Raw genomic sequence first — 14,494 nt, forward strand, 5'->3', positions numbered from 1 at the left:
CCGCCGGCCGCTCGCCGCCGCAGGAGAGGCCCGATGACTCCGCCGCGCCCGCCCCATGGCTCCCACCTGCACCACGCCGGCTGCGGCTGTGCGGCCGGCGGCGGGCTCAGTCGTCGGCGCCTGCTGCTGGGCGGGGCGGCGGCGGGCGCGACGCTGGCGCTCGCCGGCTGCGCCCAGAATCCGGCGACCGGGCGGTCGAGCTTCACCGGCTTTTCCGACATCGGCGACGACGTCCGCCTCGGTGCCCAGGAATATCCCAAGCTGCTGGAGGAATTCGGCGGCCCCTATCAGGACAGCCGCCTGCAGGGCTATGCCGACGCCATCCTGCGCAAGCTGGTGCCGTTCACCGAGTTCCCCGACCTGCCGTGGCAGGTGACGGTCGCCAACACGCCCATCGTCAACGCCTTCGCCCTGCCGGGCGGCAAGATCACCATCACCCGCGGCCTGCTCGCCATGGCCTCCAGCGAGGCGGAACTGGCCGGCGTGGTGGCGCACGAGGTCGGCCACGTCACCGCTCGCCATTCCGCCGAACGCCAGGGGGCCGGCCTGCTGGCCCAACTGGGCGTGCTGGTGCTGGGGGCGGCGACCGGCTCGTCGGAACTGGCGAACCTGGCCGGCTACGGGGCGCAGGCCTACATCAAGGGCTATTCCCGCGACCAGGAGATGGAGGCCGACCTGCTCGGCGTCCGCTACATGAGCGCCGCCGGCTACGACCCGGAGGCCATGGCGACCTTCCTGCAGACGCTGGGCGATCAGGCGCGGCTGGAGGCCCGCATGGCCGGGCGCGATCCGGGCGATGTCGATGCCTACAACATCATGGCGACCCACCCGCGCAGCGTCGACCGCGTGCGCCAGGCCATGCAACTGGCCGAGGCGGCGCGGCCGCCCGCCCCGGTGGTGGCGCGCGAGCCCTACCTCAACGAGATCAGCGGCATGCTGTTCGGCGACGACCCCGAGCAGGGCTTGATCCTCGACCGCGGCCGGCGCTTCGTACACCCGCAGTTGCGCATCGCCTTCGACGCGCCGGACGGCTTCCGCCTCGTCAACGGCAAGAGCCGCGTGACGGCGCAGCATCCCTCCGGCGCCGCGGCGGTGGTGGACCTCGCCCGCGGCCGCACGCCGGACGAGGCGCTCGCCCGCTGGGCCGGCCGCGCGGCGGCGGGACGGGCCGAGGCCCTGGCGCTGAACGGCCTGCCGGCGGCGACGGTGCCGGTGCGCCTCGACAGCCGCAGCGGCCCGGTGCGCGGCCAGGCGGTGGTGGCGCCCGCCCCGGCGGCGGGTACGGTGGTGCGCTTCCTGTTCATCGCCCCGGCGGGCCAGTTCGGCCGCTACGACGAGGCCTTCCGCCGCATGACCTACAGCTTCCGCCACCTGAGCGCGGCGGAGGCGTCGGCGGTGCAGCCGCTGCGGCTCATCGTGACGCGGGTGGAGGCGGCGGACACCATCCGCGACCTGTCCGCCCGCATGCCCTACGGTGCCTTCAACGACGACTGGTTCCGTCTGCTCAACGACCTCGCCGTGACCGACGGGCTGCAGGCGGGGGAACTGGTGAAGATCGTGACGCAGTAGGGCGGGGCGGCTGCGGTTCCCGCGCGGCATCCCGCGCGGGCGGGGGCGGTCACCCCTCGCCGTCCATCCCCTCGCGCATGGCCGGACGCACCGGGCGGCCCGAGGTCGCCGGGCGGAAGGGACCGGAGATGACCGAATAGGCCCGCCGCCGCGCCGGCACCTTGTCGTGCGGGGCGGCGTAGATCTGCTTGGCGGCCTCCACCACCAGCACGCCGGCGACCGCGTTGGTCCAGCGCCAGCGGCTCGCCAGGTCCTCGACCCCCTTGGCCCAGGCCAGCGCCATGCGCCAGCGCACCGGCGGCATGTAGAGGGCGGCGGTCACTTCCAGGGGCGTGAACATGTTGTCGCGCAACAGCCGCGTCACCTGGCCCTCGCTGTAGGGGCGCCCGGTGCCGAAGGGGGTGCGCTCCATGCGGGCCCAGATGCCGCGCCGGTTGGGCGTGACGATGGCCATGCGGCCGCCGTCGGTCAGCACCCGCCAGCATTCGCGCATCATCGCCCGCATGTGCTCGGTGTGCTCCAGTCCGTGGACGATGATCAGGCGATCGACGGAGCGGTCGGGCAGCGGCAATTCGGTCTCGTCGGCCAGCATCACCCGGTTGGGGCCGTCGGCGGGCCAGCGCAGCACGCCCTGGGCCGGCGGCATGACCGCCATCACCCGCTCGCTGCCGTCGAGGAACGGGCGCAGGAACGGCGTCGCGAAGCCGAGGCCGAGCACCCGCATGCCGCGGGTGTCCGGCCACAGCTGGCGCAGGCGGCGACTCAGCAGCCGGCGCGCCATCTGGCCGAGGCCGCTGTCGTAGAAGTCGCGCAGGTCGACGATATCGGTCCACATCGCGGCAGGCAGTCTACCACGGGGTTCCGGGGGCTGTCGCGCCGGGGCCGGGAGCACGGGCGGGCGTCGTCCTTTCGTCAGCGCATGTCGGCCCGCATGCGCTCCGACAGGGCGATGCAGGCGTCGATGAGGGCGGGGTCGAGCGCGTCCGCGGGCCGCTCGCGCACCAGCGGCGCCAGTTTCAGCGCCAGCGGATCACCGCCGCAGGCGGCGTGGGTCACCGCCTCGGCGTCGAGCCGGCGCCCGGTGCGGTCGCAGCGGCCGGTCGCCGACTGCTCGATGCGGGAGATCTCGCCGGGCGAGAAACCCCGGCGTCGCAGCGTGTGAAGGGTCTTCTGGGTCAGCATGGCCGTCGTCCTCCTCGGCACCCGACGCTACGCTTTCACATGCGGTCCGGCAGTGAGGCCGGTCACCGTCGGCCGCGACATTTTCGCGGCACAGCCGACAGATAATCGCGCATCTCCGCCAGACAACGCTCCGGAACCCGATCCGGGCGCAGGGATGATACGCCCTTCGATGGTCGAACGGAACGGCCCTTGGGCGGGTGGCGGCGGCGCCCCGTGCGATGATAGCCTGCGGGAAACCCCGTCCTCGCACTGAAGGAGGCGCCCGTGGCGCGGCTCGCGATCGAGCAGATCCCCGTCCTGTCCGACAACTACGTCTATCTGGTGCACGAACCCGACAGCGGCGCCACGGCGGTGGTCGATCCGGCGGAGGCGGCGCCGGTGCTGGACCGGGCCGAGGCGCTGGGCTGGACCATCACCCACATCCTCAACACCCACCATCACCCCGACCACGTCGGCGGCAACCTGGAGGTCCAGGCGCGCACCGGCTGCACCATCGTCGGCCCGCGCGCCGACGCCGGCCGCATCCCGGGCATCCAGGTGCAGGTGGGGCAGGGCGATACGGTGCGGCTGGGGGAGGCGGTGGCGCAGGTGTTCGACGTGCCGGGCCACACGCGCGGCCACATCGCCTATCACTTCGCCGAGTCGGAGGCGCTGTTCTGCGGCGACACCCTGTTCTCGCTCGGCTGCGGCCGCATGTTCGAGGGCACGCCGCCGCAGTTCTGGGACTCGCTGACCAAGCTGCGCGCCCTGCCCGACGGCACGCGCGTGTTCTGCGCCCACGAGTACACCCAGGCGAACCTGCGCTTCGCCCTGTCGCTCGACCCGGAGAACGAGGCGCTGAAGGCCCGTGGCCGCGAGATCGAGTCGCTGCGTGCCGCCGGCCTGCCGACGGTGCCGTCGCTGCTGGGGGAGGAAAAGCTCGCCAATCCCTTCCTGCGGGCCGACGACGCCGACCTGATGGCGCGGCTCGGCCTCGCGGGGGCGGCGCCCGAGGCGGTGTTCGCCGAAGTGCGCGGGCGCAAGGACCGGTTCTGAGGGCAGGAGGGCGGCGCCGCTGCGCCGCTCCCCGCCCGGCGGTGCCGGATCAGTCCTTCTCGTAGCGGAAGCCGATTTTCAGGGTCACCTGGAAGTGGCCGACCTCGCCGTCGACGATGTGGCCGCGCAGTTCGGAGACCTCGAACCACTCGGTGTTGCGCACGCTCTTGGAAGCCGTGCGGACGGCGTTGCGGATGGCGTCGTCGATGGACGTCTTGGAGGAGCCCACGACCTCGGTCTTGCTGTAGACGTTGTCGCTCATGCGCGTCTCCTGTCGCTGGGGGGATGGGGCGGGGAAGGGAAGATCCGTCGCCCTCCTCAACGGGTGCGGGCAGGCTTGCGTTGCCGCCCCGGCTGGGGCACATAGGCGGCCATGACGCCCGCCTCCGCGCCCTCCCGCCGCCCCTCCGTCGCCGTCGTCGGCGCCGGTCCCGCCGGTCTGTTCGCCGCCGAGATCCTGGCGGCGCGCGGTGCCGCCGTCACCGTCTACGAGGCCAAGCCCTCGCCGGCGCGCAAGCTGCTCATGGCCGGACGCGGCGGGCTCAACATCACCCATTCCGAGCCGCTGGAGCGCTTCGTCGGCCGCTACGGCGCCGAGGCGGGCTATTTCGCCGACCTGCTGGCCGCCTTCCCGCCGGACGCGCTGCGGGCGTGGTGCGCCGGGCTCGGCATCGACACCTTCGTCGGCACCTCGGGCCGCGTCTTCCCCGACAGCTTCAAGGCGAGCGTGCTGGTGCGCGCCTGGCTGCGGCGGCTGGAGAGCCTGGGCGTCGTGCTGCACACCCGCCGCCGCTGGCTCGGTTTCGGCACGGATGCCCGGACCCTGCGCTTCGATGGCGGCGAGGACGTGACGGCCGACTCCGTTCTGCTGGCGCTCGGCGGCGCGAGCTGGCCGCGCCTCGGCTCCGACGGCGGCTGGGCGGCGGAACTGGCGGCGCGCGGCGTGCCGCTGGCGCCCTTCCGGCCGAGCAACTGTGGCTTCGTCGCCGGCTGGAGCCCCTATCTCGCCGAGCGCTTCGCCGGCGCACCGGTGAAGACCATCGCGCTGACCTTCGCCGGCCGCACCGTGCGCGGCGAGATGGTGCTCACCGCCCGCGGCATCGAGGGCGGCGCCGTCTACGCCCTGTCGGCGCCCTTGCGCGACGCCATCGAGCGCGACGGCACGGCGACCCTGCTGGTCGACCTCAAGCCCGACCTGACCCCGGCGCAGGTGGCGGAACGGCTGGCGGCGCGGCGCGGCAAGTCCCTGCCGGCCCACCTGAAGGCCGCGCTGAAGCTGGCGCCGGCCCAGGTCGCCCTGCTGCACGAGGCGACCGACGACGCCACCCGCGCCGATGCCGGCCGTCTGGCGGCGGCGGTGAAGGCCCTGCCGCTGCGGCTGACGGCGACGGCGGGGCTCGACCGCGCCATCTCCTCGGCCGGCGGCGTGCGGTTCGAGGGGGTGGACCGGGCGACGCTGGAGTTGCGCGCCCTGCCGGGGGTCTTCGTGGCGGGGGAAATGCTCGACTGGGAGGCGCCGACGGGGGGCTACCTGCTGCAGGGCACCTTCGCGACGGCCCTGCGGGCGGCGGAGGGGATTGCTGCGCGAGTCGGTTTGTAGGCCCTCAAGCGCCGGGCGCGCGCTCCGCGCGCTTGGCTTCCGCGGCAGGGGCCGCGCGGCGCGGTCGCGCCGTCCACTCCTTGACCGGGCAAGGAGTGGCATGAGCCATGCTCCGATCGGTCGCGACCCCGTCCCCGGCCCTCAGCGGGCGCCGAGGGCACGCCAGCAGGCGGCGGTGACGTCCAGCACGTCGAACACGCGGGCGACGTAGTAGTCCTTCACCCGCAGTTCCGCCTCGCGGTCGCCGGTCAGCTGGCGTTCCACCACGTCGACCAGCGTCGTCAACCGGCGGCGATGCAGGCCGAGGCGGCGCTGCACCGGGTCGGTCACCACGCCGGCGAAGGCGGTCAGCACCGCCACCGGCGCGGCCAGGGCCAGCGCCACGCTGCCGACCAGCAGGGGGCTCGCCGCCGGGGCGCCGACCATGCCGTACCACAGGCCGCCGGCCCACGGCCCGGCCCAGAAGCCCGACACCGCCATGGTCTTGGCCAGCGTCGCCGACAGCGGCGCGGCCAGCGACACGACGCCCGGCGTCAGCTGGTGATAGGCGGCGAAGCCGGCGGCGGCGAGGCTCAGGTTGCCGGCCAGCTCGGCGGCGGCGGTGCGGCTGCCGACGTAGGTGGCGAGCGTCTCGGTCAGGCGGTCCTGGAACGCCGCATCGTCGGTGCGCTGCGACAGGGCCGCGAGCAGGGCGCCGAGGCGCAGGCGCACCTGCGGGTCGGCCATTATCGCCTCCATGATGCCGTCGCGGTTCACCCGGCGGTCGCCGACGGTGGCGGGCAGGTGCAGCAGTTCGTCGTGGATGCGGAACAGGATCTCGCGGCCGACGTCGGTCTCCAGGAACCACGTTCGCCGGCCGAGCCAGGCGCCGGCCTGCTTCGCCCCCACCAGACGCGCGGCGGCGCCGGTGGCCTGGGCGCCGGCCGTCGCCACGCCCAGCACCACGTTCACCGGCGCGCGCAGGATGTCGAGCCCGAGCGCCGCCTTGTGCAGGCGCGCCGAGCCGAGCAGCGTGAAATGCGTGTCGACGAAGGGCTCCACCCGCAGCCGCGACCCGCCCGCCCAGCGGCGGGCGGCTTCTTCCACCACCCGCGCGGGCGGGCGGTCGTCGGCGAGGGCGGGCAGGGCGGCGGGTGCGGTCGTGTCCATGCCCGACAATATGGGAGCGGCCTGCGGCGGAAAAAGGGCGGAACCGCCAACCCCGGCCGCGGCGGTCGCGTTGGTCGGGTAACCAGCAACACAAAACACAGGAGAGACCCCATGGACGAAGATCGCACCAAGGGCAAAGCCAAGGACGTCAAGGGCACCGCCAAGGAAGCCGTGGGCAAGGCCCTCGACGACAAGGAGATGCAGCGCGAAGGCCGCGCCGACCAGGCCGAAGGCAAGGTCCAGAAGAAGACCGGCGAGGCCAAGGACGCCCTGCGCGGCAAGGACTAGGCGGTCGTCGTCGACTGCCGGAACGCAGAAAGGGGGAGGCGCCTGGCGCCTCCCCCTGTTCCGTCGAGGCGCGGCGCCTCAGGCGTTCTTAACGTTGCAGGTCTTGATGCCGAACGGCAGGTAGGCCGGGCACCAGCCGATGATGCCGGTGAGCAGCGGCACGGCGCCGATGTAGCCCCACCAGCCGATGACGCCCGCCAGCGCCAGGCCGATGAGGGCCAGGCCGACGACGATGCGCAGGATGCGGTCGATGCCGCCGACGTTCTGAGACATGGTATCCCTCTCCGTGCTGAAACCGTTTCGATGGTCCGAGTGAAGCACCGCCGTCGCCGGCCCGTCTGTAACCTAGTCACACAGGCTTTCCGGCAGCGTGGCGACACCGCCGCCTTCCCCATTGACTTCCGCCCGTGATCCGGCCATCAATGCCGAACGTTTCGCTGCACCGCAGCAGATTGTAATTTAATTTCATGTTTTTTTGGGAGGATCACAGGATGAGCTTCACCATCGTCGAGCAGGCTCCGGCCCGCCTGAACCGCAGCGAACAGGCCGTTCCGGGCTCCAACACCCGGTTCCTGGAGAAGGCCGCGGCGGGCAACGCCGACGTGGTGTTCCTCGACCTGGAGGACGCCGTCGCCCCCTCCGAGAAGGAGCAGGCGCGCAAGAATATTATCCAGGCGCTGCACGACCTCGACTGGTCGGGCAAGACCGTGTCGATCCGCATCAACGGCCTCGACACCCACTACATGTACCGTGACGTGGTGGACATCCTGGAAGCCTGCGTCGACAAGGTCGACCTCATCATGATCCCGAAGGCGGGCACCGCGTCGGACATCTACGCCCTCGACATGCTGGTCACCCAGATCGAGCAGGCCAAGGGCTGGACCAAGCGCGTCGGCTTCGAGATGATCATCGAAACCGCGCTCGGCATGCAGAACGTCCACGAAATCGCCGCCGCATCGAAGCGCAACGAGAGCCTGCACTTCGGCGTCGCCGACTACGCCGCCTCCACCAAGGCGCGCACCGTCAACATCGGCGGCCCGAACCCCAACTACGGCGTGCTGACCGACACGCTGGAGACCGGCAACCGCGACTTCCATTGGGGCGACATGTGGCACTACGCCATCGCCCGCATGGTGGTGGCCGCCCGCGCCAACGGCTTGCGCCCCATCGACGGCCCGTTCGGCGACTTCTCCGACGCCGAGGGCTACAAGGCCCAGGCGCGCCGCGCCGCCATCCTCGGCTGCGAGGGCAAGTGGGCCATCCACCCGAGCCAGGTGGACCTCGCCAACGACCTGTTCTCGCCGTCGGAGAAGGACGTGGCCCAGGCCCAGGCCATCCTCGACGCCATGGAAGAGGCGCAGCGGTCCGGCAAGGGCGCGGTGACGCTCAACGGCAAGCTCATCGACATCGCCTCCATCAAGCAGGCCGAGGTGATGGTCAAGACCGCCGAGCAGATCAAGGCGCTGGGCAAGTAAGGACGGTCTGCGGGGGGCGGCGGCCGGTGGGTCGCCGCCCCGCCGCTCAGGCTGCCTTCAAGGTGAAGTCGACGTGGACCGCGTCGTAAGGGAAGACGATACTGCCCTCCGCCGTGCGGTCGAGCAGGCCGGCATCGAGCAAGGCATGGACGTCGGCATGCACCGCCTTCACGTCGCGTTCCACCCGGCGGGCCGCTTCACGGATGCTCATGGCCTTCTGGCCGGCCAGCGCCTGCAGCAGTTCCCAGCGCTTCGGCGTCAGGGTCTTCCACAGGAGTTCGACGGACGCGAAGGAAATACGGGCGCCCTGCGCCTCCCCGTCGAAGGCGGCCAACGCCCGCCGCGTGACGTCGTCGCGATCGGCCAGGGAGAGGGTGACGGTCGTCATGGCTGTGGCCTCCAGGTGTCGACGTCGGTCCAGAAGTCGTCCAGCAGCTGCCGCGGGCTGCGAAAGTCGTAGGGCTCTTCTGCGTCGCCGCGGTGGCGGTGGTCGCCCTTGCCGGCCTCGTTGTCGTAACGCAGGACGCAGGTGCCGCGGACGACGTAGGCCAGCGCGTATTTGAAGCCGTGGTGGGAGCCGCGAACCGGATCCGGCACGCGCCAGATCCGCAGTTCGACGAATGCGTCCTCCGCCACCACATGGCGTTCGCGCAGCAGGAGCACGGCCTTCATGTTGGAGATTTTACCAACACGCCAGGCGCGGTCAACAGGCCGCGTGGGCCCCCTCAGCCGTTTTTGGGGCTTTCCCCGGGCGTCCTCTGTGCTATCCCTTGGGCCGCACACGGACGAACCCGGGACGCCATGAACTTCCTCGATTTCGAAAAGCCCATCGCCGAGCTCGAAGGCAAGATCGCCGACCTGCGCCACCTGTCCGACGAAGACGGCATCAACATCGCCGACGAGGTCGCGCGCCTGCAGGCCAAGGTGGAGAAGCAGCTCAAGGCCACCTATGCCAAGCTCTCCCCCTGGCAGAAGACGCAGGTCGCCCGCCACCCCGACCGGCCGCACTGCCTCGACTACATCGCCCAGCTGGTGGAAGACTTCCAGCCGCTGGCCGGCGACCGCACCTATGCCGAGGACGAAGCCATCGTCGGCGGCGTCGGGCGGTTCCGCGGCCGCAGCGTCATGGTCATCGGCCAGGAGAAGGGCCACGATACCGAGACGCGGGTGAAGCACAACTTCGGCATGGCCATGCCCGACGGCTACCGCAAGGCGCGCCGTCTCATGCGCCTGGCCGACAAGTTCCGCCTGCCGGTCATCACCCTGGTCGACACCGCCGGCGCCTATCCCGGCGTCGCCGCCGAGGAACGCGGCCAGGCCGAAGCCATCGCGCGCGCCATCGAGACCTGCCTCGACATCCGCGTGCCGCTGATCTCGTGCATCATCGGCGAAGGCGGTTCCGGCGGCGCCATTGCGTTGGCGACCGGCAACGTGGTGCTGATGCTGGAGCACTCCATCTATTCGGTCATCAGCCCGGAAGGCTGCGCCGGCATCCTGTGGCGCTCCGGCGAGCAGGCGCAGGCGGCGGCGGAGGCTCTCAAGCTGACGGCGCAGGACCTGCTGCGCCTCGGCGTCATCGACGAGATCGTTGCCGAGCCGCTCGGCGGCGCCCACCGCGCCCGCAAGAACGCCATCGAGGCGGTCGGCGACACCATCGACCGCCACCTCTCGGGCCTCATCACCACCGAGGGCGGCGTGCTGCGCGCCAAGCGCCGCGACAAGTTCCTGGAAATGGGCCGCCACGGGCTGGAATAAGGGGAAGGGGCGGTGGACCAATCCTCCGCCCTATTCTTCTTTTGCTCAGCCATGACGCTTGCTCAGTTGCCCGGCCGCGTTGGATCGTGCCGGACCGCCGGGCGTGCCGGTCATGTTCTGGCTGACTTTAACGTCCGCGAGTGCTTGCGTATCGCCCAGGGGACTAGAGGTTCAGGCTAATTTGACAGCTGAGACCTCTCGGGTTCCAGTGCCGGCTGGAAGACCAGACATCACTACAGAGACTTGGGCACAGATTCCTGTTGAGGCGCAAGTTGGGGCGGGCAATTACTCGCCCGCCCCGAACTGACTAAGCCCGCGGCCACCGGCGAACGTGCTTCCGCACCCGCTCCCGCATTCCAAAGCGCTTACGCCAATAGGCGCGAACGTGCACGCAGGGTTCCATGGGGACCTCCTGTTCGGTGCAAACGCTTGCCCTACGAGTCGTGGCCTGCGATAATGCAGTGGGGATTATGCCAAGACCCACAAGACTCGTCAGTGCAAGCGCCCGGCGAGTCGCCCATACCTGTGCCCGCCCTTTGCCGACTGGACCTCGGTGAGGGGCGGGCACTGTCCGTTGTGGGGGACCGGGCTGTCTGACCCTATATCCTGCTCCACATGCTGAAGATGCCATGCGGTAGGCACCTGGTCAAGTGGATGTACCGACCCGCAACTCCTGCCGATTATCTATGCGGGTCGCCGTTCTTTTCGCCCGATTTTGCCTGGACGAACAAAAAAACTTCAATCTTTTCGGTCACTTAGCATGTCTTCTGGTCGCAGACGGGGTATGGGGCGCGAGGCCTGAGCAGGCTCGCAGTGGAGGAAATTTTGCTTTCCTAAATCCCACTCCTCTTCCTCTAATTGAATTCTTATTGTGAATGCCTTATAAAATCGCATACAGATCCCCATAAGGAGGTTTGTCGAAATGTCTGATGCATCAGATCATTCGGTATCAACGAAGTTGGAAAAAGAGGATGTATCGCAAGGTCGTTTTCGCTCAACGATCGAATTTCCTTACAATGATCTTGAAACATCAATTCAGATTGCAAATATCTTGTTTAATAGGTTTGGCAGCAAAGCGAGTAGCGATCAGGTCGCAGGACAGCTTGGTCAGGTTGCTTCAAGCGGCACGTTTCGCTTGAAGCTATCTGCCGCTCGGATGTTTGGTTTGGTTGAGGTGCAGCGCGGAGAAGTCGAGCTGACGCAGCTTGGTCAGCGCATCGTAGATCCTTCAACGGAATTGGCTGCTAGGGCAGAAGCCTTTCTAAGTGTACCCCTGTACCGCGAAATCCATGAGCGGTATCAGGGGAGGCTGCTTCCTGAGGCGGGCGGGCTAGAAAACGCGATGGCTTCGCTGGGCGTATCGCCCAAGCAAAAGGACAAGGCGCGCCAGGCCTTCGAGCGGTCTGCGCTTCAAGCCGGATTTTTCGCTCACGGTAAGAACAAGCTCGTTCGTCCGCACGTGCAACACCTGAATGAGCTCAATGAGCGCACTGTTCGCGACGATGAAGAGGAGGCCACTTCAGAAAGTGATGAGCTGGTGCAGCCTGCGCCTGTCAGCTCCAAAGCCTCAGGCGGCATCGAGCAGCTTCATCCATTCGTTCAAGGACTGCTGCAGACGCTTCCGTCACCCGAGTCGCAATGGCCCCTTGAAAAGCGGGTGAAATGGCTTCAGACGGCCGCGAATATATTCTCGCTCATTTATCCCGATGACGGAAGCGCTTCGATCAGGGTGACGCTCGACGAGTAGTGGCGGCCACGCCCGCGTCAGGCGCCGATCCGCTCCCGCCCGTGCGGTGCCCTCAGGTCCAGGGCGGGGCCCTTGGGGATGATGCCGGTCGGGTTGATGGTCGGGTGGCTGCCGTAGTAGTGCCGCTTGATGTGGTCGAAGTCGACCGTCTCCGCCACGCCCGGCACCTGGTACAGCTCGCGCAGGTAGCCCGACAGCGCCGGATGGTCGGCGATGCGGCGCAGGTTGCACTTGAAGTGGCCGACGTAGACCGCGTCGAAGCGCACCAGCGTGGTGAACAGGCGCCAGTCGGCTTCCGTCAGCCGGTCGCCGACGAGGTAGCGCTGGCGGGACAGGCGCTCTTCCACCCAGTCCAGGCTCGCGAACAGGGCGTCGAAGGCGTCTTCGTAGGCGTCCTGGGCGGTGGCGAAGCCGGCCTTGTAGACGCCGTTGTTGATGGTGTCGTAGACGCGCGCGTTGACGGCGTCGATCTCGTCCCGCAGGTCGACCGGATAATAGTCCGGCCCGCTCGCCAGATCGCCGAAGTCGGCGTTCAGCATGCGGATGATCTCGGCGCTTTCGTTGTTGACGATGGTCTGCGCCTGCTTGTCCCACAGCACCGGCACGGTGACGCGGCCCGTGTAGTCGGGCAGGGCGGCGGTATAGACCTCGTGCAGGTAGCGCTTGCCGGTCAGCGGGTCGCCGTCGGAGCCGAACTCCCAGCCGTTCTCCAGCATCAGCGGGTCGACCACCGACACACTGATGGCGTCCGTCAGGCCCTTCAGCGCCCGGAAGATCAGGGTGCGGTGCGCCCACGGGCAGGCGAGCGAGACGAACAGGTGATACCGCCCCGCCTCCGCCGGGAAGCGGTCGCTGCCGATGCGGTGGCGGAAGGCGCTCTCCTGGCGCTTGAAGCGGCCGCCGGTGGACTTGGTGTCGTACCAGCGGTCCTGCCATTTGCCGTCGACGAGAAGGCCCATGGTCGTGTCTCCTTGCGCGGGAGGGGAAGGCGCGCCCCGATGATGTCATCGGGGCGCCGGAACGTCACGCGGACAGCTTGGCGGCGATCTGCGCCACGTGCTTGCCCTGGAACCGGGCCTGGGCCAGTTCGCGCTCGCTCGGCTGGCGGCTGCCGTCGCCGCCGGCGATGGTGGCCGCGCCGTAGGGGCCGCCGCTCTTCACTTCGTCGATCTTGGCGAGGTCGGGCTGCGAGTAGGGCAGGCCGACGACCACCATGCCGTGGTGGAAGAGCGTGTTGTGGAAGCTGGTGATGGTGGTCTCGTTGCCGCCGCCGGTGCCGGTGGAGACGAACACGCTGCCCACCTTGCCGATCAGCTTGCCGGCCGCCCACAGGCCGCCCGTCTGGTCGAGGAAGTTGCGCATCTGCGCGGCCATGTTGCCGAAGCGGGTCGGCGTGCCGAAGATGACGGCGTCGTAGTCGGCCAGTTCCTCGGGGCGGGCGATCTCGGCCGCCTGATCGGTCTTCACGCCCATCTTCTCGATGATGTCCTGCGGCATCAGCTCGGGCACGCGCTTGAGCGTCACCTCGGCGCCGGCCTCGCGGACGCCCTCGGCCACGGCCTGGGCCATGGTCTCCACGTGACCCCAGGTGCTGTAGTAGAGCACGAGAACCTTCGTCATCACTGCGTCTCCGTCCTTGTTCGGTATCGGTGTCGATGTCCCAGCAGAATAGTCGGCAAACGGCCGTGGACAATTTCCCGCTGCGGAATAAGATCGTTTCCCCTGGAGCATCAATGGAGGGCGAGGACATGGCGGGCGATCCGCTGGAGGGATACGCGACCTTCGCCGCGGTGGTCGACTGCGGCGGCTTTTCCGCCGCGGCCCAGCGGCTGAAGGTCACCAAGTCGGCGGTCAGCAAGCAGGTGTCCCGCCTGGAGGAACGCCTGGGCGCCCGCCTGCTCAACCGCACCACCCGGCGCCTGTCGCTCACCGAGGCGGGGCAGGCCTTCCATCAGCACTGCCTGCGCATCCTGGCCGAGGCGGAGGAGGCGGAACTGGCGGTCAGCCACCTGCACGCCAGTCCGCGCGGCCTGCTGCGCGTGTCCGCCCCCATGAGCTTCGGCGTCCGCCACCTGGGGCCGGCGCTGTGTCCGTTCCTGGAGCGCTACCCCGATCTGAACCTTGAGGTTTCCTTCGACGACCGGCTGGTGGACGTGCTGGCGGAGGGCTTCGACGTGGTGGTGCGCATCTCGCGCCTGGCCGACAGCTCGCTCATCGCCCGCCGGCTGGCGCCGGTGCGGCGCGTGGTGGTGGCTAGCCCGGCCTACGTGGAGGCGCGCGGCATGCCGCAGCATCCGGCGGACCTGGCGCACCACACCGGGCTGCTCTACACCCTGCAGACGGACCTGCACACCTGGCCTCTGGTCCATGCCGATGGGACCCGAGTGGATATATCGGTCGCCGGCCGCGTCCATATGAACAACGGCGACGCCCTGCGCGAGGCCGCCGTCGCGGGCCTCGGAATCATCCTCACGCCCACCTTCATCGTCGGCGATGACTTGAAAAGCGGGCGGCTCGTGCGCGTAATGCCTGAATGGTCCGCCCCGGAAATCGCAGTCTACGCCGTCTATCCCCCCGGAAGACATTTGTCGGCGAAAGTACGCGCCTTCGTGGATTATCTTGCCGAGTATTTCGGGCCGCAGCCGTATTGGGATTCCTGGGATCGTTGAAACGATCGTCGACACGGACCCTTGG

General features: G+C 69.2%; 17 protein-coding genes. 8 read left to right on the forward strand and 9 right to left on the reverse strand.

What is annotated here, in order from left to right; translation table 11 throughout:
- Positions 1–33 precede the first annotated feature (33 nt).
- A complete protein-coding gene (locus tag CRP50_RS19675; RefSeq protein WP_097280900.1) occupies positions 34–1,569 on the forward strand; it encodes a M48 family metalloprotease in 1,536 nt (511 codons plus the stop codon).
- A 49-nt stretch (positions 1,570–1,618) separates the two neighbouring features.
- Here the strand turns inward: CRP50_RS19675 and CRP50_RS19680 are convergent, their stop codons facing one another.
- On the reverse strand, positions 1,619–2,404 hold the full coding sequence (locus CRP50_RS19680) for a class I SAM-dependent methyltransferase (protein WP_097280901.1): 786 nt from the start codon (positions 2,402–2,404) through the stop codon (positions 1,619–1,621).
- Positions 2,405–2,481: 77 nt separating this feature from the next.
- A complete protein-coding gene (locus tag CRP50_RS19685; RefSeq protein WP_097280902.1) occupies positions 2,482–2,751 on the reverse strand; it encodes a hypothetical protein in 270 nt (89 codons plus the stop codon).
- Between the two features lie 264 nt (positions 2,752–3,015).
- Here CRP50_RS19685 and gloB point away from each other — a divergent pair, with 264 nt between their 5' ends.
- On the forward strand, positions 3,016–3,786 hold the full coding sequence (gene gloB, locus CRP50_RS19690) for a hydroxyacylglutathione hydrolase (protein WP_097280903.1): 771 nt from the start codon (positions 3,016–3,018) through the stop codon (positions 3,784–3,786).
- A 49-nt stretch (positions 3,787–3,835) separates the two neighbouring features.
- Here gloB and CRP50_RS19695 read toward each other — a convergent pair whose 3' ends face one another.
- On the reverse strand, positions 3,836–4,048 hold the full coding sequence (locus tag CRP50_RS19695; protein WP_097280904.1) for a dodecin: 213 nt from the start codon (positions 4,046–4,048) through the stop codon (positions 3,836–3,838).
- Between the two features lie 111 nt (positions 4,049–4,159).
- On the opposite strand from CRP50_RS19695, the gene CRP50_RS19700 reads away from it, so the two are divergent.
- A complete protein-coding gene (locus CRP50_RS19700) occupies positions 4,160–5,386 on the forward strand; it encodes an NAD(P)/FAD-dependent oxidoreductase (protein ID WP_097280905.1) in 1,227 nt (408 codons plus the stop codon).
- Positions 5,387–5,527: 141 nt separating this feature from the next.
- On the opposite strand, the gene CRP50_RS25660 is transcribed toward CRP50_RS19700, so the two are convergent.
- Complete coding sequence (locus tag CRP50_RS25660; protein WP_097280906.1) at positions 5,528–6,535, reverse strand: DUF6635 family protein; 1,008 nt, start codon at positions 6,533–6,535, stop codon at positions 5,528–5,530.
- A 111-nt stretch (positions 6,536–6,646) separates the two neighbouring features.
- Here CRP50_RS25660 and CRP50_RS19710 point away from each other — a divergent pair, with 111 nt between their 5' ends.
- Positions 6,647–6,823, forward strand: a complete 177-nt coding sequence (locus CRP50_RS19710) for a CsbD family protein (protein WP_097280907.1) — start codon at positions 6,647–6,649, stop codon at positions 6,821–6,823.
- Positions 6,824–6,901: 78 nt separating this feature from the next.
- Here the strand turns inward: CRP50_RS19710 and CRP50_RS19715 are convergent, their stop codons facing one another.
- On the reverse strand, positions 6,902–7,096 hold the full coding sequence (locus CRP50_RS19715) for a DUF2892 domain-containing protein (protein ID WP_097280908.1): 195 nt from the start codon (positions 7,094–7,096) through the stop codon (positions 6,902–6,904).
- Between the two features lie 218 nt (positions 7,097–7,314).
- Between CRP50_RS19715 and CRP50_RS19720 the strand changes: the two genes are divergently transcribed.
- Positions 7,315–8,298, forward strand: a complete 984-nt coding sequence (locus CRP50_RS19720) for an HpcH/HpaI aldolase/citrate lyase family protein (RefSeq protein ID WP_097280909.1) — start codon at positions 7,315–7,317, stop codon at positions 8,296–8,298.
- Between the two features lie 46 nt (positions 8,299–8,344).
- Here the strand turns inward: CRP50_RS19720 and CRP50_RS19725 are convergent, their stop codons facing one another.
- Together CRP50_RS19725 and CRP50_RS19730 are read right to left on the reverse strand one after the other, a co-directional pair.
- Positions 8,345–8,686: a transcriptional regulator gene (locus tag CRP50_RS19725; protein WP_097280910.1), complete on the reverse strand. Its 342-nt coding sequence runs from the start codon at positions 8,684–8,686 to the stop codon at positions 8,345–8,347.
- A complete protein-coding gene (locus CRP50_RS19730) occupies positions 8,683–8,970 on the reverse strand; it encodes a toxin-antitoxin system TumE family protein (RefSeq protein WP_097280911.1) in 288 nt (95 codons plus the stop codon). Before CRP50_RS19730 ends, CRP50_RS19725 begins: the two co-directional genes overlap by 4 nt.
- A gap of 129 nt (positions 8,971–9,099) precedes the next feature.
- Here CRP50_RS19730 and CRP50_RS19735 point away from each other — a divergent pair, with 129 nt between their 5' ends.
- Positions 9,100–10,053 carry an acetyl-CoA carboxylase carboxyltransferase subunit alpha gene (locus tag CRP50_RS19735; protein WP_097280912.1) on the forward strand — a complete coding sequence of 318 codons (954 nt, stop codon included), beginning with the start codon at positions 9,100–9,102 and terminating at the stop codon, positions 10,051–10,053.
- 922 nt (positions 10,054–10,975) lie between these two features.
- On the forward strand, positions 10,976–11,800 hold the full coding sequence (locus CRP50_RS25265) for a hypothetical protein (protein ID WP_141415207.1): 825 nt from the start codon (positions 10,976–10,978) through the stop codon (positions 11,798–11,800).
- A 17-nt stretch (positions 11,801–11,817) separates the two neighbouring features.
- Here CRP50_RS25265 and CRP50_RS19740 read toward each other — a convergent pair whose 3' ends face one another.
- Both CRP50_RS19740 and wrbA read right to left on the reverse strand, forming a co-directional pair.
- Entirely contained in the window at positions 11,818–12,759 is a 942-nt protein-coding gene (locus CRP50_RS19740) for a glutathione S-transferase family protein (RefSeq protein ID WP_097280913.1), read from the reverse strand.
- 64 nt (positions 12,760–12,823) lie between these two features.
- On the reverse strand, positions 12,824–13,420 hold the full coding sequence (gene wrbA / locus CRP50_RS19745) for an NAD(P)H:quinone oxidoreductase (RefSeq protein WP_097280914.1): 597 nt from the start codon (positions 13,418–13,420) through the stop codon (positions 12,824–12,826).
- A 128-nt stretch (positions 13,421–13,548) separates the two neighbouring features.
- On the opposite strand from wrbA, the gene CRP50_RS19750 reads away from it, so the two are divergent.
- The gene (locus CRP50_RS19750) at positions 13,549–14,469 is read left to right on the forward strand and encodes a LysR family transcriptional regulator (protein ID WP_097280985.1); all 921 of its coding nucleotides are present in this window, start codon (positions 13,549–13,551) and stop codon (positions 14,467–14,469) included.
- The last annotated feature ends 25 nt before the right edge of the window (positions 14,470–14,494 follow it).

It is taken from the genome of Caenispirillum bisanense (assembly GCF_900230255.1).
In the GTDB taxonomy this organism is placed as follows: Bacteria; Pseudomonadota; Alphaproteobacteria; order Rhodospirillales; family Rhodospirillaceae; genus Caenispirillum; species Caenispirillum bisanense_A.